This window comes from Mycobacterium gallinarum, assembly GCF_010726765.1.
Classification (GTDB): domain Bacteria; phylum Actinomycetota; class Actinomycetes; order Mycobacteriales; family Mycobacteriaceae; genus Mycobacterium; species Mycobacterium gallinarum.
This window is the reverse complement of the sequence record NZ_AP022601.1, coordinates 1,267,606-1,284,712: the sequence shown is the minus strand read 5'-3', so window position 1 is coordinate 1,284,712 and position 17,107 is coordinate 1,267,606. Positions and strand designations below refer to the sequence as shown.

Here is a 17,107-nt window from a genome sequence, read left to right as displayed (position 1 = left end):
AATGGTGCCACCTACCTAGCCGTTCTCCGAAATGGACGGGTTAGCCAACCGGGGTCAACACGAACACCGGGATCTGCCGGTCGGTCTTGGTTTGGTACTCGGCATAGTCGGGCCACGCCTCGACCGCACGCTCCCACCAGACCGCCTTTTCGTCGCCGAAGACTTCACGAGCCTCGTAATCCCTCGTCACAGCGCCGTCCTGGAGTTCGACGCGAGGATGCGCCTTGACGTTGAAGTACCAGACCGGGTGCTTCGGGGCACCGCCCAACGATGCGACAACCGCGTACTGGCCATCGTGTTCCACCCGCATGAGCGGGGTTTTCCGGATCTTGCCGGTCTTGGCGCCGATTGTGGTCAGCAGGATGAGGGGCTTGTCCTTCATCTCGACGCCCTCGGTGCTGCCTGTTTGCATGATCTTGTCGGCATGATCGCGGACCCAATCCCACGGACTGGCCTCGTATTCTCCGGAAAGTGGCATGTCAGACAGCTTAGGCCGACTACAAAAAGTGAGTCACCTCATCCGGTGTTTCGGTTGCCCGAAAACTCACTTACGAGCTATCGTCAAACCATGACCGTGCGCGACCAAGTGAGTATCGCCGGAGTTCCCTGGCCGGTGTACAAGGTGCTCGCCCTGGCTGTGGCGGCAATCGTGCTCGTCATCGTTGCCGTCGCGACGGCAAGCGCTGCACCGGCGGTGCTGGCCGCAGCGGCCGCCGGCACCGTGGTGTGGCTCGGCCTCGGCGCCTTTCAATCGACTGACTGAGCTGTCGACAAATCAGGCCCTCCCCGAATAGGGAGGGCCTGACTCGTATTTGGATCAGCGGTGGTAGCCCGGGACCTTGGCCTCGACGCGGGCCACACCGTGCAGGTGATGCACCGGCGCGGGGTGGGCCTTGACGACCGGCGCGTACGAGTAGCCTGGGCCGCTCGGTGCGGTCGAGGTGGCCGCGTTGGCCATGCCCGCCATTCCTAGGCCGGCTGCGCCGATGATGCCGGCCGACATGATCGGCAGTGCGATGAAACGGGTGATCCGGGTGTTGAAGTTGGTGGTCATCTGATGCTCCTGCTTTAGTGCTTCGCGCCGGTTTGCCGGCATGACTAAAGAATGCCGTGGCCAGCCTGTTCGGTCTGTCCGCCGATCGGCCGCCACACCGGGGGAATTCAGGTGTCCCCCGATCGGGGGAACCGACTATGACGCCTCAACCAGACCCTTCAGCGTGGCCAGGTCCGCTGCGACCGCGGCCACGTCGTCGGCGAGCTCTTCATCGGTCATGCCCGGGCGCCGCCGAACGGAGAAAACCACCTCACATGCCGTCTCACCCATCCCGGCGGGGACGACCCGAAACGGGTTGTACACCTGCTCCCCCGACGGCATCCGCACCACGTGGTCCAGCACCCCGAACCGGTTCGGCGGGGCGAACTCCACTGTCACGGTGCCCATCGGCGAATCGGCGACCCAGCCCTCCGGGCTCTGTCGGAGCTCGCCGGCGGCCAGGCCGGCGGCCCACTGCGGCCAGGTCTGCGGATCCGCCGCGAATTCGTAGACGACGTCGGGTGCAACGCCGATCCAAATGCTGACGTGTCGCGATTCCATACCTCCATCGTGGCGCACACACTTGCCTGATGGACACCACACCCGAACCCCCGAAGCCGGTCGAGGAGTTCATGCGTCGCGCCGAGGCCATGGCGTCGGACGCTGAACTTCGCGTTCCGTCGTGGATGCGTCCCGGCGACCCGGAAAACCGAATGCCGGTGCTGACGGCCCTGATGGTGGCAATCGCCCTGCAACTCGCGATACCGAAGAGCTACACGGTGGTTCCGCGATGGCCGCTGATCGCCATGGAGATATTGCTCCTCATCGTGCTGGTGGGATTGAACCCGCTGCGGCTGAAGCGTCAGACGATCTTCGGCACGTGGGCGAGCTATGTGCTGCTGGCCGCCATCACGATCGACAACAGCCTGTCGGCGCTGATCCTGGACATCCGCATTCTGTCCGGCGAGGTGAGCAACAACGCCGCTGTCCTGCTCGGCAGTGGCGCCGCGATCTATGTCACGACCGTCATCGTGTTCGGGATCTGGTACTGGGAGTTGGACCGCGGAGGGCCATTCGCCAGACGCCACGGCAGCCGTCCCTACCCCGACTTCATGTTTCCGCAGATGACGGAACGTGAACTGGCGCCGCCGAACTGGCGTCCGGAGTTCTTGGATTACCTGTACGTCAGCATCACCAATGTGGTGGCGTTCTCGCCGACCGACACCATGCCGATGACGCGTCGGGCGAAGGTGATGATGACCGCGCAGGCACTGATTTCGTTTACGACGTTGGCACTCGTGATCGCAAGAGCGGTGAATGTCTTGGGCTGATATCGGCCGAATACACTGGTGCCGGTTCGGATTCTGCGCTACGCGTGCTAGCGATCCGTGAACAGGCTGTTGAGCTCGTCGAAGCTCGCCGATTCTGCCAGCCCCGCGAATGACCCGTCTTCGACAATGCGACGCGCGGCCGAGAGGAACGCGCCCCACGCGACACGCGTCAATGCGGATCCGACACTGACCCGCCGCACCCCGAGTTCCGCGAGATCGTTGACCGTCAGCCCCGTATCCGACGACATCAGCACGTTGACGGGTGCGGGACGCAGCGCGTCGACGAGTGCGGAGATGTCTTCTCGCGTCCGCATTCCCGGTGCATAAAGCACGTCTGCTCCCGCCTCCGAGAAAGCCTGCAACCGAGTGATCGCCTCGCGCAGCGGATCGGGGTGATCGTAGAGAAAGCACTCCGCGCGTGCGGTGAGGAGTACATCGGCGCCGTCGATTGCGGCGTACGCGACGCGTATCCGTTCAACGGCCTCCGGCAACGAGTACAACGGCTCCTCGGCGCCGCCTCTCGTGTCCTCGATCGACAAGCCGGCGACACCGGTTGCCACACATCGACGGACGTTGGCGGCCAGCCCGTCCAGATCGTGGGCGTATCCAGCCTGGAAGTCGGCGTTCACCGGCAACTCGACCGCGTCGACGATCTCGGCGATGTTGCGCAGCGCGCCCTCGACGCCCAGCGCCGTCGGCGTATCGGGTAGACCCTGAGAAAAACAGGCACCGGCACTCGTCGTGGCCAGTGCGGGAAAGCCCATGGCCGCGAGCGCGATCGCGGTCCCGCGGTCCCACGGATTCGGAATGACGAAGCAGCCGCGTTCGTGCAGTTCGCGAAACGACATCAGCCCAGGCAACCGGGGCCCAGCAGCGCCTTCAGATCACCCATCAACGCCGATGAGGCCGTCACCCTCAGGGATGCGTCGAGTTCCAGTGTGGTGATGCGCTCGCCGCTGATCAGCCGCAGGTGCACCTGCGCGGTTCCGGGATGGCGGGCCAGCACCTGTTTGAGTGCGGTCACCTTGTCGACCGTGCATTGGCGGGTCGGCAGTGTGACGGCCACCGGACGATTGACCTGAGCACTCGAAAAATCAGGTACGACAAGGTCGTTGGCGATCAGTGAGATCCTGTCGTCACGGATGGCAACCTTGGCCCCCACGAGGACCACCGCATCATCGGCGATCTCGGCACCGAACGTCGAATACGTCTGCGGAAAGAACAGCACCTCGATACCGCCGGTGAGGTCTTCCACTTGCGCGGACGCCCAAGGCAACCCGTTCTTGTTGACCCGCCGGTTGACCGACGCCAGTATGCCGCCGATCCGCACCTGGGTGTCGTTGGCGACGTCGCCGTCCAGAATCGCCGGAATCGCCGTGTCGACCTGCGCCGTCAGCAGGTGGGCGATGCCGTTGAGCGGATGGCCGGACACATAGAGGCCGAGCATTTCGCGCTCCAGTGCCAGCTTGTGCTTGTCCTCCCACTCCTCGTCGGGCACCTTGATGGTGAACACCGCGTCGGTGGCCGTGTCGGCACCGCCGAACAGGTCGAACTGACCCATCGCCTCGGCCTTCTTCGTCCCGAGCACCGAATCGACCGCATCGGTATGGATCAGGAACAGGCCCTTACGCGGGTGGCCCAGCGAGTCGAACGCGCCCGCCTTGATCAGCGATTCAGTGACCTTCTTGTTGCAGGCGGCGATGTCGATCTTGTTGAGGTAGTCCGAGAAGTCGACAAACTTACCCTTCGCGGTGCGCGAACCGATCAGCGAGGCAACGACATTCGCGCCGACGTTGCGCACCGCGCCCAGCCCGTACCGGATGTCCTCACCCACCGAGGCGAAGTTGAGGCTCGACTCGTTGACATCGGGCGGTAGCACCGTGATGCCGAGTCTGCGGCAGTCGGCGAGATAAACCGCCGCTTTGTCCTTGTCGTCACCGACCGACGTCAGCAGCCCGGCCATGTACTCAGCCGGGAAGTTGGCCTTCAGATAGGCGGTCCAGTACGACACCAGGCCGTAGCCGGCGGCGTGCGACTTGTTGAAGGCGTAGTCCGCGAACGGCAGCACCGTGTCCCACAGCGCCTTGATGGCCGCCGCCGAGAATCCGTTGGCCTTCATGCCGTCGGAGAAGCCCTCGAATTCCTTCTCCAGGACTTCACGCTTCTTCTTGCCCATGGCTTTTCGCAGAATGTCTGCTCGGGCGAGCGAATAGCCGGCGACCTTCTGCGCGATGCGCATGATCTGCTCTTGGTAGACGATCAGCCCGTAGGTCTCGGCGAGGATCTCGCGCAGCGGTTCTTCCAACTCCGGATGGATGGGCTTGATCGCCTGGCGGTTGTTCTTACGGTCGGCGTAGTCGTTGTGGGCGTTCATGCCCATGGGTCCTGGCCGGTACAGCGCGATGACCGCGACGACGTCCTCGAACCCGGTGGGCTGCATGCGGCGCAGCAGATCGCGCATCGGGCCGCCGTCGAGCTGGAACACCCCGAGCGTGTCACCGCGGCCCAGCAGCGCATACGCGGCCGGGTCATCGAGCGGCACAGTTTCGAGGTCGAGATCGATTCCGCGGTTTGCGCGGATGTTCTCCAGGCAGTCGCCGATGATCGTGAGGTTCCGCAAGCCGAGGAAGTCCATCTTCAGCAGACCGATGGCCTCACACGAGGGGTAGTCCCAGCCGGTGATAATGGCACCGTCCTGCGGCCGCTTCCACAGCGGAATCGCGTCGACCAGCGGCTCGCTGCTCATGATCACCGCGCACGCGTGCACACCGGCGTTACGGACCAGACCCTCCAGACCGCGGGCCGTCTCGTAGATGGTGCGCACGTCGGGGTCGGTGTCGATCAGCCCGCGAACCTCGGCGGCCTCCTTGTACCGCTCGTGGTTCGGGTCGGTGATGCCGGACAGCGGGATGTCCTTGGCCATGATCGGCGGCGGCAGCGCCTTGGTGATCCGGTCGGCGATCGCGAAGCCGGGCTGGCCGTAGTTGACTCGGGCCGAATCCTTCAACGCCGCTTTGGTTTTGATGGTACCGAAGGTGATGACCTGGGCCACCCGGTCGCTGCCCCACTTGTTGGCCGCGTAGCGCAACATCTCGCCGCGACGACGGTCGTCGAAGTCGATGTCGATGTCGGGCATCGACACACGTTCGGGGTTCAGGAACCGCTCGAACAGCAGCCCGTACGGGATGGGGTCGATGTTGGTGATACCCAGCGCGTAGGCGACCAGCGATCCCGCGGCCGAACCTCGTCCCGGCCCCACCCGGATCTCCACCGAGCGCGCGTAGTTGATGAGGTCGGCGACGATGAGGAAGTAGGACGGGTAACCCTTCTCGCAGATGACCTTGATCTCAAAGGCGGCCCGCTCGACGTACTCGGTGGGAACCGCCGCACCGGGGAAGCGGCGCTGCAGACCGGCGTCGACCTCATGCTGCAGCCAGCTCGCCTGGTCGTGGCCCTCGGGAACCGGGAAGATCGGCATTCGGTCTTTCGGCGTCCAGACGTCGGCGTAGCTCTGCACCCGTTCGGCGATCAGCAGTGTGGAATCGCATGCGCCCGCGACCTCGCCGTCCCAGAGCGCGCGCATCTCGGCGGCCGATTTCAGGTAGTAGCCGTCGCCGTCGAACTTGAACCGATTGGGGTCCGACAGCGTCTTGCCGGTCTGCACACACAGCAGCGCCTCGTGGTTGCGGGAGGCATCGCGGGTGACGTAGTGGCAGTCGTTGGTTGCCAGTGGCGGGATGCCGAGCTTCTGGCCGATCTCCAGCAAGCCCTCGCGGACCCGGCGCTCGATGTCCAGGCCGTGGTCCATCAACTCGAGGAAATAGTTGTCGGGTCCGAAGATCTCCCGCCACTTGGCGGCCGACTCGAGCGCCTCACGTTCCTGCCCGAGCCGCAGCCGCGTCTGCACCTCGCCCGACGGGCAGCCGGTGGTGGCGATGATGCCCTCGGCGTTTTCGGCGATGATCTCGGCGTCCATGCGCGACCACTTGCCGAGCTGGCCCTCGAACGACGCCAGCGACGACAGCCTGAACAGGTTGCGCAAACCGGTCGCATTCTCGGCGACCATCGTCATGTGGGTATAGGCGCCGCTGCCCGACACGTCGTCGGACTTCTGCGACGGGTCGCCCCACTGGACGCGTTTGGTGTCGAAACGTGAACCCGGTGCGATGTAGGCCTCGACGCCGATGATCGGCTTGATGTCCACGTCGGTCGCGGCGTTGTAGAACTCACTGGCGCCGAACATGTTTCCGTGATCCGTCATGCCGATCGCGGGCATTTCGAGCCGTTGCGCCTCGGCCAGCATCGGCTGGACCTTCGCGGCACCGTCCAGCATCGAATACTCGGTGTGGTTGTGCAGATGCACGAAGGACGACGAGTTCATAGGGACGCCAGTCTATGGCGGTCCTCCGACAGATCTCGGCGTGTCGCGGTGCGTGTCTTGCGGCCCGCCAATCGACAGGAAACCGCCGACCACAGGGCGTTATCGACCGCGCAACACCTTATCGAGGCTCTGCGACCACTGCAGACGTGGGCAGATGAGTGGGCTGCCGGTCAGAACGCAGCCGATCCAGCCTGAGCAACCGCTTGACCTCGGATTTCGCCGGCAGTTGCCATCCGAGTTGGGCGACGACGCCAGTCGCGACGAGGCCTGCAACCATCGCGGTGAACCAGAAGCCGGGCATGCTCCAACGCTAGGGCGCAGGACGCGCCGAGGAATCGGGTGTTTCCCTATGTTCTGGTTCGCGTTCCGGGTTGCGGGGGCTCTCCGGCGACGTGGTGCGCGCCCGCCGCAGCGCATCGGCGCTGAACACCAACAGGGCGAGCCAGATGAGCGCGAATCCCACCCAGCGCGCGGGCGGCATCGGTTCGTGGCCGACGAATATGCCCCAGGTCAGCTGCATCGCCGGGGTCACGTAGAAGAGCAGCCCCATCGTCACCAGCGGCAGCCGCTGAGCCGCCGCGGCGAACAGCAACAGCGGCAGCGCCGTCACCGCACCTGAAAAGACGAGAAGCGCGATGTGGCCGGCGCCGAAGTCGGTGAAGGTACCCGGCCCCGCGCCCTCGAGCACGGCGATATAAGCCAGCGCGAATGGTGCGGCTACCGCTGCTTCGATACCGACGCTGACCCGCGGATCGGTCGGTACCACCTTCTTCACCGCGCCGTAGAGTCCGAACGACAGCGCGAGCCCGAGTCCGATGACCGGGGGTGCGCCGACCTCCACCGTGAGCACGACCACGGCGACCACGGCGATTGCCAACGCGCCGAGCTGAGCACGGTTGAGCTTTTCGCGAAAGATCAACAGCCCCAACGCGACAGTGACCAACGGGTTGATGAAGTACCCCATTGCGGCGTCGACGACGTGGCCGTTGTTGACGGCGTAGATGTAGATGCCCCAGTTGATGGAGATGAGCGCCGACGCGCACACCAGCAGCAGCCAGACCCGAGCGGTGATGGTGCGCAGGTCACGAAGCCGGCGCGCCGCGGCGATGACGAACACCATCAGCACGCACGTCCACACGATGCGGTGTGACAGCACTTCGAGCGCACTCGCCGGTTTCAGAAGCGGAAAGAAGGCGGGGAACACACCCCACATCGCGTAGGCGCCGATGCCGTAGAGAAGCCCGGTCGTTCTCACAGCTCGTGGTGCCGCAACACTTCGAGCGCGTGCTGCAGATCAGGTGGGTACGGACTGGTGATCTCGACGTGCCGTCCGTCGGCAGGATGCGCGAACGCCAGAGAGCGGGCGTGCAGCCATTGGCGCTCCAGCCCTAGCTTGCGGGCCAGCGTCGGGTCCGCGCCATAGGTGAGGTCACCCGCGCACGGATGGTGTAGGGCCGCGAAATGCACCCGAATCTGGTGTGTGCGACCAGTTTCCAGATGGACGTCGAGCAGGCTGGCGGCTTGATGCGCCTCCAGTGTGTCGTAGTGGGTGATGCTGTGCCTGCCCCCCTCGGTGACCGCGAATTTCCAGTCGTTCCCGCGATGACGTCCGATCGGCGCGTCGATGGTGCCACTGGACGGATCGGGATGGCCCTGCACCAGTGCGTGATAGCGCTTGTCGACGGTGCGCGCCTTGAAGGCGCGCTTGAGCACCGTGTACGCGCGTTCCGAGAGCGCCACCACCATGACACCGGAGGTGCCGACGTCGAGTCGATGCACGATGCCCTGACGCTCATGGATTCCCGACGTGCTGATGCGGAAACCCGCCGCGGCCAGGCCGCCGAGCACCGTCGGTCCGTGCCAGCCGACCGTGGCGTGCGCAGCGACACCCGGCGGTTTGTCGACCGCGACGATGTCGGCGTCCGAGTAGAGAATCTCCATGCCCTCGATCTCGACGGGCGTATTCTCCACCGGCGCAGGCGCTTCCGGCAGGCGTACTTCCAGCCAGGCCCCGGCGACCAACTTGTCGGATTTCCCCGCGGGCGCACCGTCGACGTCGACGCCGCCGTCTTCGGCCAGTGCCGCCGCAGCCGTCCGCGACAGTCCGAGGAGCCGCGCCAGACCCGCGTCGACGCGCATGCCTGCCAGCCCTTCCGGGACCGGCATCGAGCGGGTGGTCACTCTGACGAGTCGCCCGTACGGCGCCCGACGGTGTCGAAGTCGAAACCGAACAGCGACAGCGCGACGAGCAGGATCGCCCCGCCGACCACCGATGGGTCGGCGACGTTGAACACCGGCCACCACCCGACGGAGAAGAAGTCGACGACGTGGCCCCGCAGCGGGCCGGGCGACCGGAAGAATCGATCGACCAGGTTGCCCATCGCCCCGCCGAGGATCATCCCGAGGCCGAGTGCCCACCACGGCGAAACCAGACGGCGGCCCATCCAGATGATCCCGATGACGACCCCGGTCGCGATCAGCGTCAGCACCCAGGTGTAGCCGGTGGCCATCGAGAACGCGGCGCCCGAATTGCGGACGAGGGTCCACGTGACGGTGTCACCGATGATCGAGACGGGCTGGCCGGGGGTGAGCAGCCTGACCGCGAGCACCTTGGTGACGATGTCGGCGATCAGCACAATTCCCGCGACGGTCAGCAGCAGCCGAAGCCGGCGCCGCGGCGCGGGTTGCTCCTCCTGCGTCGGTGCCTCGGTGCCAGTCGTGGCCTCGTCCGACGCCGGGGATTCATCAGTCACTCCCCCATCATTCCAGGGCCGGAATACGCAAGAATTCCACCCATGGCCCGCCTCGTCGTCATCACCACCGGCGGCACCATCGCCACCAGCGCCGACGACCGCGGCGTGAAGCGCCCGACCCGAACCGGCGCCGACCTTACTTCCGGGCTCGACGTGCAGGTCGTCGACCTGATGGCGGTGGACAGCTCGATGCTCACGCTCGCTGACTGGGACCGGATCAGCGCGGCGGTGCGCTCTGCGTCCGACGTCGACGGCGTCGTGATCACGCACGGCACCGACACGATGGAGGAAACGGCGCTGTGGCTGGAGTTGACGTATGACGGGCGGGCCCCGGTCGTGCTCACCGGGGCGCAGCGCAGTGCCGACGCCCCCGACGCCGACGGTCCGGCCAATCTGCGCGATGCGCTGACGGTCGCCGCGAGCACACACGCGCAGGGCCTGGGTGCACTGGTGAGTTTCGCGGGCGCGGTGTGGCAACCGCTCGGCCTGCAAAAGGTCGCGACGGCGGATCTGCGGGGTTTCGCGGGGGTGGCGATCGGCTCGGTGTCGGATGCGACGTTCGCAGTACAGGCCACTAAGGACCGCCCGTTCCTTGCGGCCGCCTCCGCGGCGAAGGCGCCGAGGGTGGACACCATCGCGGTGTATCCGGGCGGCGACGCTGTGGCGATGGACGCGTGCGTCGCCGCGGGTGCGCGAGGTCTGGTACTTGCGGCCCTGGGTTCGGGCAATGCGGGCGCCGCCGTGATCGAAGGCGTACGACGGCATCGCCGCGACGGTGTCGCCGTCGCGGTGTCGACACGCGTGCCCGATGGGCGGGTCAGCCCCGGGTACGGCCCGGGCCGTGACCTCGCCGACGCCGGAGCGGTCATGGTGCCGCGACTGCGCCCGCCCCAGGCCCGCGTCCTGCTGATGGCCGCGCTGGCAGCCGGTTCGCCCGTCGCGGACGTGTTCGCGCGCTGGGGCTGATGTGCAGGAACCGTGAGCGTTCCGCGTCGGCTAACTCTGGTGGCGGCTGAGCTCGTCGAGATAGTCCGCCCAATCCAGGCTGTCGACGGGGTTGGCCCGGGCGATCTCCGGATCGTCCGCGCGCAGCGTGTGCACCGGGCCCGGTCCGGTTCCGCGGGTCTCGAAACGCACCGTCATCACACCGTGGCCGGCGCCCTGGATCCACCCATGCCCGTGGGTGGTGTGCACGACGTCGTCGCCGATCCGCCAGGCCGGCGGCGTGGCTGCGGTCTCCGTCAACGTCGGCGGCAACTGCGAGCCCGAGACCTCCTCCGCCAGCAACTCGAGATCGGGGAACAGCGACTCCTGCTGAACCTCAGACAGTCCTGAAAAGCCAACGCCGACAAGGCGGATGGGCCCCACCTCGATCGGGTCGAGTAGCAACCGCCGAGCGGTCGCAATCAGGTTGGCGGCATCGGTGGTGGCGTACGGCAGCGTGGCCGACCTGGTGAGGATTCCCATGTCGGACTTCTTCAGCTTGACCGTGATGGTTCGCGCGCCGCGACCGTCCTTCTGTAGCCGGGTGTGGGCGTGTTCACCGATACGCGCTACGGCTTCCCGTAGTTGGTCGAGGGTCGTGAGGTCCTCGGGGAACGTCGACTCGGCGCTGATCTGCTTGGCGGGCGAATTCTCGGCGACGGGTCGGTCGTCGATGCCGCGGGCCAGCCGGTGCAGCGCCGCGCCGACGGTGCCGCCGAGGATATCGGCGGCTTCGGCATCGCTCAGTGCGGCGAACGCCCCGATGGTGTCGATGCCGAGTCGGTGCAGCTTTTCCTCGGCGACCGGTCCGATGCCCCACAGCCGGCGCACGGGCAGCGCGTCGAGCACCACCCGCTCCTCGCTGCGCGAGACCACCCGGATGCCGTTGGGCTTCGCGAGGTCCGAGGCGATCTTGGCGACCTGCTTGCCCGAGCCGGCGCCGACGGACGCGACCAGCCCCGTTTCGCCGAGCACCCTGGACTTCAGCGTCCGGCAGAACGCTTCGACGTCGTCGGCCGAGGCGCCCGCGAGTTCGGCGGGCTCACCGAAAGCCTCGTCGAAGGAGAGCTGCTCGAGCACCGGGACGAAGCCGCGCACGGTGTCGAACACCCGGCGGCTGGCGACGCCGTAGACGACACCACGCGGCGGCAGGACAACGGCGGTGGCGCCCACCATTCGCCTGGCCATGTGCATGGGCATCGCGGAGCGGGCGCCGAACACCCGGGACTCGTAGCTCGCGCCGGCGACCACCCCGCGGCCGCCCAGCCCACCCACCAGCACCGGCCTACCACGGAGGGTGGGTCGGGTCAGCTGTTCGACCGACGCGAAGAACGCGTCCATGTCGAGATGCAGCACCCACCGACCTTCCACACCCGCCGATGCTATTTCGCTAGCCTGACGTCCATGGCGCAACGTGTCGGTCAACGGAGCGGCTTCGGCCGGTGGGTCGACCACTTCGAAGCCAACGACGACGTGCACCGTCGGGTGGACGCCGCGATCGACTTCGACGCAGACTGCACCGTCCCCGAGACCGTGCGTCGGCCGCTGATCGCCTCGGTACGCAGATTCCAGCTGGGCGAAAGCGGCGACGGCCGGCAGCTGATCCGCAACGCCGAGCGTGCAGGCGACTCCGAATACGTGCGTGCGATAACCCTTTTCGTCGCCGAAGAGCAGCAGCATGCCGCGCTGCTACTGCGGCTGCTCGGATACCTCGGTGGCGCCCCGATGAGCACACACTGGTCAGACGCGATCTTCGTCCGCTTACGCCGTCTGCTGGGCCTGCGTACCGAGTTGATGGTGCTGACCGTCGCCGAGGTCGTCGCCCTGTCCTATTACGGGGGGCTGGCCGCGGCGGGCCCGGATCCGGTGACGCGCGCCGTCGCTGCTCGGATTGTCGACGACGAGAACGCCCACGTGCGGTTTCAGCGCGACCGCCTGCGTGCCGGTTTCGCGGATTCGCGGGCATCGATGCGCGCACTCGCCTTGGGCCTGTGGTGGGTGGTCGCGGTCGGTGCGACGGTGGTCGTCGCCGTCGATCACCGGGGTGTGCTCGATGCGATCGGCTATCGACGCACGAAGTTCGTCCGCGACGTCCTCGCCGATTTCGCGGGGCTGGCGACGGCCGTCATGTTCGACCGAAAGTCCTTGTCGTGGACGTGATCACGTCGCTCCCAGCGAGCGCGGAGCTGAGCGAAGTCGCCGACGAGGCGCAACGTATCGAGGAGATGGGCTTCGATGCCGTCCACGTGTCCGAGACCGTTCGCGATCCGTTCGCCGTCTGCACCCTGGCGCTGGAGCACACCACGACGCTGGTGGTCCGGACCAGCATGGTGGTCGCTTTCGCCCGCAGTCCGATGGTCACCGCCTACTCGGCGTGGGAACTGGCCCGCTACTCCGGTGGCCGCTTCGAGCTCGGCGTCGCCACGCAGGTGAGGGGCAACATCGTCGGACGGTTCTCGATGCCGTGGACCGACCCTGCCGCGCAGCTGCGTGACTATGTCGCATCCCTGCGCGCGATTTTCGCCGCCTTCGCGAACGGCCAAGGCGTGGACCACCACGGCAGCCACTACACATTCACCCGGCTGCAGCCGTACTTCAATCCGGGCCCCATCGAGACGGCTCCCCCGCCGATCTGGACGGGCGGCGTCAACCGCAGGATGTGCCGACTCGCCGGCGCCGTCGCCGACGGCTTCGTCGCGCATCCCACCAGTTCGCACCCGGCGGTGCTGCGCGAGTACGTCCTGCCCGCGCTCGCCGACGGTGCGGCGAAGGAGGGGCGCACCGACGGCGGCCCCCGGCTGGTCGTCGTGCCGCGGGTCATCTCGGGACGTGACGACGCGGCTGTCGCCGCCGCGCGTGACGAGCTTCGGACCGAACTCGCCTTCCTGTACTCCACGCCGGCGTATCAGCGCACACTCGAGCTGTTCGGACTGGGCGACGTCGCTGCCCGCCTCAGCGAGCACGCCCGTCGCAAGGAATGGTCCGCGCTCGCCGATGTACTCACCGATGACGTTGTGAGTCAACTCGTTCCGCAGGGGACCTACGAGGAGCTACCCGGTGTTCTCGCGTCCTGGTACGCCGGGGTGTGCGACGGGATCTCGCTCGACGTGCCGTCTGATCCGGCCGATGACGACGAGTTCACCTTGATGCTCGGCCGCGTCAAGGCGATCCCGTCCCGGATTTAGGGACAGGCAACCACGTGGACGATGTGCCGATTCGCGACGAGACGATCCGCCTGGGTCAGTTCCTGAAACTGGCGGGGTTGATCGACAGCGGAGCAGACGCCAAGGCGGTCATCGCCGACGGGCTGGTCATCGTCAACGGCGCAGTCGAGCGCCGCAGGGGCCGACAGCTCCGCTCGGGTGACACCGTGGAGTTCAACGGCCGTCGCGCACGGGTGAGCTGACACAGCCGCTCGGATCAGACCTTCGCGATCTCCACCCGTACGCCGTCACCGATCTCGCTACCGTCCGTGAGGTCACCGAATTCGAAGCTGGTGGCCAGGATTTCACGCGCTATGAGCTCGCTGTGTGTGCGCGCCCAGCTCTGGTGGGCGGCAGGCACCGACATCACCACCGAGATGCGGTCGGAGACGTCGAGCCCCGTCGACTTGCGCAGCTCCTGCAGTTCGCGGATGCGGTCCTTGGCCCAGCCCTCGGCCTCCAGCTCATCGGTGACGGTGCCGTCCAGCACCACCAGCCCGGCGCCGTCGGGCAACGCGGCGGTGTACTCGGGGTCGGCCGCCACCAGCCGGGAGCTGTATTCCTCGGGGAGGAGGAGCGCGGGCCCGGCCTTCAGCGTCCCGTCGGCATTCGCGATCGCCTCGCCGGCCTTGACTGCCTTGATGGCGGCCTGAACGTCCTTGCCGAGCCGCGGACCGGCCACCTTCGCGTTGACGGTCAGCTCGAACCGACCGTAGTTGGCGATGTCGTCGGTGAGCTCGACCTCCTTGACGTTGAGCTCGTCGGCGATCAAGTCGCGGTACCGCTCGAGCCGCTGCGGGTCGTCCAGGGCCACGGTGAGTTTCGGCAGCGGCAGCCGCACTCGCAGCTTCTTGGCCTTGCGCAGCGACGAGCCGGCCGAGGCGACCACGCGAACGAGGTCCATGTCGGCCACCAACTGCGGATCCTTCGGCAGCAGGTCTGCGTCCGGCCAGTCGGTCAGGTGCACCGAGCGCTCCCCGGTCACACCGCGCCAGATCACCTCGGTGACGAGCGGCAGCAGCGGAGCGGCGAGCCTGCCGCACACTTCCAGCACGGTGTGCAGCGTGTCGATGGCGTCGGGATCCTCTTCCCAGAACCGCGAACGCGACCGTCGGACATACCAGTTCGTCAACGCATCGGTGAACTGACGCAGCTGGTCGCACGCTCCCGAGATGTCGCAGACATCCATGGAATCGGTGAGTTCGTCGCGCAGCACGGCGAGCTTGGCCAGGATGTAGCGGTCCAGCACGTTCGCCGAGTCGGTCCGCCACGTGCCCTTCTTCGGCGCGTAAAGCGTCAGGAAGGTGTAGGCGTTCCACAGAGGCAGCAGCACCTGCCGGACACCCTCGCGGATTCCCTGCTCGGTGACAATCAGGTTGCCGCCGCGCAGGATTGGCGACGCCATCAGGAACCAGCGCATGGCGTCGGAGCCGTCGCGGTCGAAAACCTCGGTGACGTCGGGGTAGTTGCGCAGCGACTTGCTCATCTTCTGGCCGTCGTTGCCCAGCACGATGCCGTGCGCCACACAGGTCTTGAACGCCGGACGGTCGAATAGCGCAGTGGCCAGGACGTGCATGGTGTAAAACCACCCACGGGTCTGCCCGATGTACTCGACGATGAAATCGGCGGGGTTGTGATCGTCGAACCACTCCGCGTTCTCGAATGGGTAGTGCACCTGTGCATACGGCATCGACCCCGAGTCGAACCACACGTCAACGACGTCCTCGATGCGACGCATCGTCGACTTTCCCGTGGGATCGTCCGGGTTCGGCCGGGTCAACTCGTCGATGTAGGGACGATGGAGATCGTCCGGCCGCACGCCGAAGTCGCGTTCGAGCTCGTCGAGACTGCCGTAGACGTCGACGCGCGGGTATGCCGGGTCGTCGGACTTCCACACCGGAATCGGGCTGCCCCAGTACCGGTTTCGCGAGATCGACCAGTCGCGGGCGCCCTGCAGCCACTTACCGAACTGGCCGTCCTTGACGTGCTCGGGGTACCAGGTGATCTCTTGGTTCAGCTCGACCATGCGGTCGCGGAAATCGGTCACCTTGATGAACCACGACGACACGGCGCGATAAATCAACGGGTTCCGGCAGCGCCAACAGTGCGGATAAGAGTGGTCGTATGTCTCGTGGCGCAACAGCACCGCGCCGTTGACAGCCGCCGAGCGCGCCTGGTTCTTCAGATCGCGGATGATCTGCGGGTTCGCATCGAACACGTGCTGGCCGGCGTATTCGGGCACCGTCGCGTCGAACCTGCCCTTGGTGTCGACCGGCGTGACGGCGACGATGTCGGCCGCCTGGGCCGTGGCCATATCGTCCTCGCCGTACGCCGGCGACATGTGGACGATGCCGGTGCCGTCCTCGGTGCTGACGAAGTCCGCAGGCAACACCTGAAACGCGTTGCGCGCCCCTTCGCTGTCCATGAAGTACGGAAACGGCGGAAGATAGCGCGTGCCGAGTAGCTCGCGTCCGCTGTAGGTGGCCACCACCTCGGGCTCGTCTCCTACCTCGCGGGCATAGGCCGCCAGCCGCGCCTGTGCCAGCACGTAGCGGCGGCCACCGGGTGCCCGCACGCAGACGTAGGGGATGTCGGGGCCCACCGCGACCGCCTGGTTCGACGGCAGCGTCCACGGCGTCGTTGTCCAGATCAACAGGTGGGCCCCCTCCAGATCTCCAGAGACCACCTTGAACCCGACGGTCAGCGCCGGGTCCTGGCGCATTTGATAGACGTCGTCGTCCATCCGCAGTTCGTGGTTGGACAACGGCGTCTCGTCGTTCCAGCAGTACGGCAGCACCCGGTTGCCCTCGTAGGCCAGGCCCTTGTCCCACAGCTGCTTGAACGCCCAGATCACCGATTCCATGAAGTCGAGATCCAGCGTTTTGTAATCGTTGTCGAAGTCGACCCACCGAGCCTGGCGGGTGACGTAGGCCTGCCATTCGTCGGTGTACTTGAGCACCGAAGCGCGGCACGCCTCGTTGAACTTCTCGATGCCCATCTCTTCGATCTGCGCCTTGTCGGCGATGCCAAGCTGACGCTGCACCTCGAGTTCGGCGGGCAGGCCGTGAGTGTCCCAGCCGAAGCGGCGATCCACCTTGTAGCCGCGCATGGTGCGGTAGCGCGGCACGATGTCCTTGACGTAGCCGGTCAGTAGGTGGCCGTAATGCGGAAGACCATTGGCGAACGGCGGACCGTCGTAGAACACATAATCCGGCGATCCGTCCCGGCGCGCGATGCTGGCACGGAACGTGTCGTCGGAGTTCCAGTAGTCCAGGACGTCAGCTTCCAGCGCCGGGAAATTGGGCGCTCCAGCGGCCGGCTTCGGATAGGCGGTCACGTGTCTCCTGTGCCTGATTGTGGCCTCCTGGCCACGGAAGCCATGAGGTCAAAGGCACGGGGACGACGTCGCGCGGTGCGCGAGC

At 66.4% G+C, this 17,107-nt stretch carries 17 protein-coding genes; 6 read left to right on the top strand and 11 right to left on the bottom strand.

Annotation, left to right across the window (positions count from 1 at the left end; genetic code table 11):
• Nucleotides 1–40: 40 nt before the first annotated feature.
• The gene (locus tag G6N42_RS06420) at nucleotides 41–478 is read right to left on the bottom strand and encodes a nitroreductase family deazaflavin-dependent oxidoreductase (protein ID WP_163727583.1); all 438 of its coding nucleotides are present in this window, start codon (nucleotides 476–478) and stop codon (nucleotides 41–43) included.
• Nucleotides 479–568: 90 nt separating this feature from the next.
• Between G6N42_RS06420 and G6N42_RS06415 the strand changes: the two genes are divergently transcribed.
• Complete coding sequence (locus G6N42_RS06415; protein ID WP_083123357.1) at nucleotides 569–763, top strand: hypothetical protein; 195 nt, start codon at nucleotides 569–571, stop codon at nucleotides 761–763.
• A 54-nt stretch (nucleotides 764–817) separates the two neighbouring features.
• Here the strand turns inward: G6N42_RS06415 and G6N42_RS06410 are convergent, their stop codons facing one another.
• Both G6N42_RS06410 and G6N42_RS06405 read right to left on the bottom strand, forming a co-directional pair.
• Nucleotides 818–1,054 carry a hypothetical protein gene (locus G6N42_RS06410; protein ID WP_163727580.1) on the bottom strand — a complete coding sequence of 79 codons (237 nt, stop codon included), beginning with the start codon at nucleotides 1,052–1,054 and terminating at the stop codon, nucleotides 818–820.
• Nucleotides 1,055–1,189: 135 nt separating this feature from the next.
• Nucleotides 1,190–1,594 carry an SRPBCC family protein gene (locus tag G6N42_RS06405; RefSeq protein WP_163727576.1) on the bottom strand — a complete coding sequence of 135 codons (405 nt, stop codon included), beginning with the start codon at nucleotides 1,592–1,594 and terminating at the stop codon, nucleotides 1,190–1,192.
• Nucleotides 1,595–1,665: 71 nt separating this feature from the next.
• On the opposite strand from G6N42_RS06405, the gene G6N42_RS06400 reads away from it, so the two are divergent.
• On the top strand, nucleotides 1,666–2,364 hold the full coding sequence (locus G6N42_RS06400) for a hypothetical protein (protein ID WP_434059607.1): 699 nt from the start codon (nucleotides 1,666–1,668) through the stop codon (nucleotides 2,362–2,364).
• A 47-nt stretch (nucleotides 2,365–2,411) separates the two neighbouring features.
• Here G6N42_RS06400 and G6N42_RS06395 read toward each other — a convergent pair whose 3' ends face one another.
• From G6N42_RS06395 to lspA, 6 genes are all read right to left on the bottom strand, one after another.
• The gene (locus tag G6N42_RS06395; RefSeq protein WP_163727574.1) at nucleotides 2,412–3,212 is read right to left on the bottom strand and encodes an isocitrate lyase/PEP mutase family protein; all 801 of its coding nucleotides are present in this window, start codon (nucleotides 3,210–3,212) and stop codon (nucleotides 2,412–2,414) included.
• Nucleotides 3,212–6,745: a DNA polymerase III subunit alpha gene (gene dnaE, locus G6N42_RS06390; RefSeq protein ID WP_163727570.1), complete on the bottom strand. Its 3,534-nt coding sequence runs from the start codon at nucleotides 6,743–6,745 to the stop codon at nucleotides 3,212–3,214. The genes G6N42_RS06395 and dnaE overlap by 1 nt, the downstream gene beginning before the upstream one ends.
• A 118-nt stretch (nucleotides 6,746–6,863) precedes the next feature.
• Nucleotides 6,864–7,046 carry a hypothetical protein gene (locus G6N42_RS06385; RefSeq protein WP_163724382.1) on the bottom strand — a complete coding sequence of 61 codons (183 nt, stop codon included), beginning with the start codon at nucleotides 7,044–7,046 and terminating at the stop codon, nucleotides 6,864–6,866.
• A 9-nt stretch (nucleotides 7,047–7,055) separates the two neighbouring features.
• Nucleotides 7,056–8,000, bottom strand: coding sequence for an EamA family transporter RarD (gene rarD, locus G6N42_RS06380; RefSeq protein WP_163727567.1), 945 nt, complete (start codon nucleotides 7,998–8,000; stop codon nucleotides 7,056–7,058).
• Nucleotides 7,997–8,911 carry an RluA family pseudouridine synthase gene (locus G6N42_RS06375; protein WP_410506758.1) on the bottom strand — a complete coding sequence of 305 codons (915 nt, stop codon included), beginning with the start codon at nucleotides 8,909–8,911 and terminating at the stop codon, nucleotides 7,997–7,999. The genes rarD and G6N42_RS06375 overlap by 4 nt, the downstream gene beginning before the upstream one ends.
• An 11-nt stretch (nucleotides 8,912–8,922) precedes the next feature.
• Nucleotides 8,923–9,498, bottom strand: a complete 576-nt coding sequence (gene lspA / locus G6N42_RS06370; protein ID WP_163727563.1) for a signal peptidase II — start codon at nucleotides 9,496–9,498, stop codon at nucleotides 8,923–8,925.
• 42 nt (nucleotides 9,499–9,540) lie between these two features.
• Here lspA and G6N42_RS06365 point away from each other — a divergent pair, with 42 nt between their 5' ends.
• Nucleotides 9,541–10,464 carry an asparaginase gene (locus G6N42_RS06365; RefSeq protein WP_163727561.1) on the top strand — a complete coding sequence of 308 codons (924 nt, stop codon included), beginning with the start codon at nucleotides 9,541–9,543 and terminating at the stop codon, nucleotides 10,462–10,464.
• Between the two features lie 30 nt (nucleotides 10,465–10,494).
• On the opposite strand, the gene G6N42_RS06360 is transcribed toward G6N42_RS06365, so the two are convergent.
• Nucleotides 10,495–11,853 carry a DNA polymerase IV gene (locus G6N42_RS06360; protein WP_163727558.1) on the bottom strand — a complete coding sequence of 453 codons (1,359 nt, stop codon included), beginning with the start codon at nucleotides 11,851–11,853 and terminating at the stop codon, nucleotides 10,495–10,497.
• Between the two features lie 33 nt (nucleotides 11,854–11,886).
• Between G6N42_RS06360 and G6N42_RS06355 the strand changes: the two genes are divergently transcribed.
• The 3 genes from G6N42_RS06355 to G6N42_RS06345 are packed head-to-tail and all read left to right on the top strand — an operon-like array spanning nucleotide 11,887 to nucleotide 13,888.
• Complete coding sequence (locus G6N42_RS06355) at nucleotides 11,887–12,642, top strand: ferritin-like domain-containing protein (RefSeq protein ID WP_163727557.1); 756 nt, start codon at nucleotides 11,887–11,889, stop codon at nucleotides 12,640–12,642.
• Entirely contained in the window at nucleotides 12,633–13,667 is a 1,035-nt protein-coding gene (locus tag G6N42_RS06350) for a TIGR03617 family F420-dependent LLM class oxidoreductase (protein WP_163727554.1), read from the top strand. Before G6N42_RS06355 ends, G6N42_RS06350 begins: the two co-directional genes overlap by 10 nt.
• A 14-nt stretch (nucleotides 13,668–13,681) precedes the next feature.
• Entirely contained in the window at nucleotides 13,682–13,888 is a 207-nt protein-coding gene (locus G6N42_RS06345) for an RNA-binding S4 domain-containing protein (protein ID WP_163727551.1), read from the top strand.
• A 14-nt stretch (nucleotides 13,889–13,902) separates the two neighbouring features.
• Here G6N42_RS06345 and ileS read toward each other — a convergent pair whose 3' ends face one another.
• Nucleotides 13,903–17,022 carry an isoleucine--tRNA ligase gene (gene ileS / locus G6N42_RS06340; RefSeq protein ID WP_163727548.1) on the bottom strand — a complete coding sequence of 1,040 codons (3,120 nt, stop codon included), beginning with the start codon at nucleotides 17,020–17,022 and terminating at the stop codon, nucleotides 13,903–13,905.
• Between the last annotated feature and the right edge of the window lie 85 nt (nucleotides 17,023–17,107).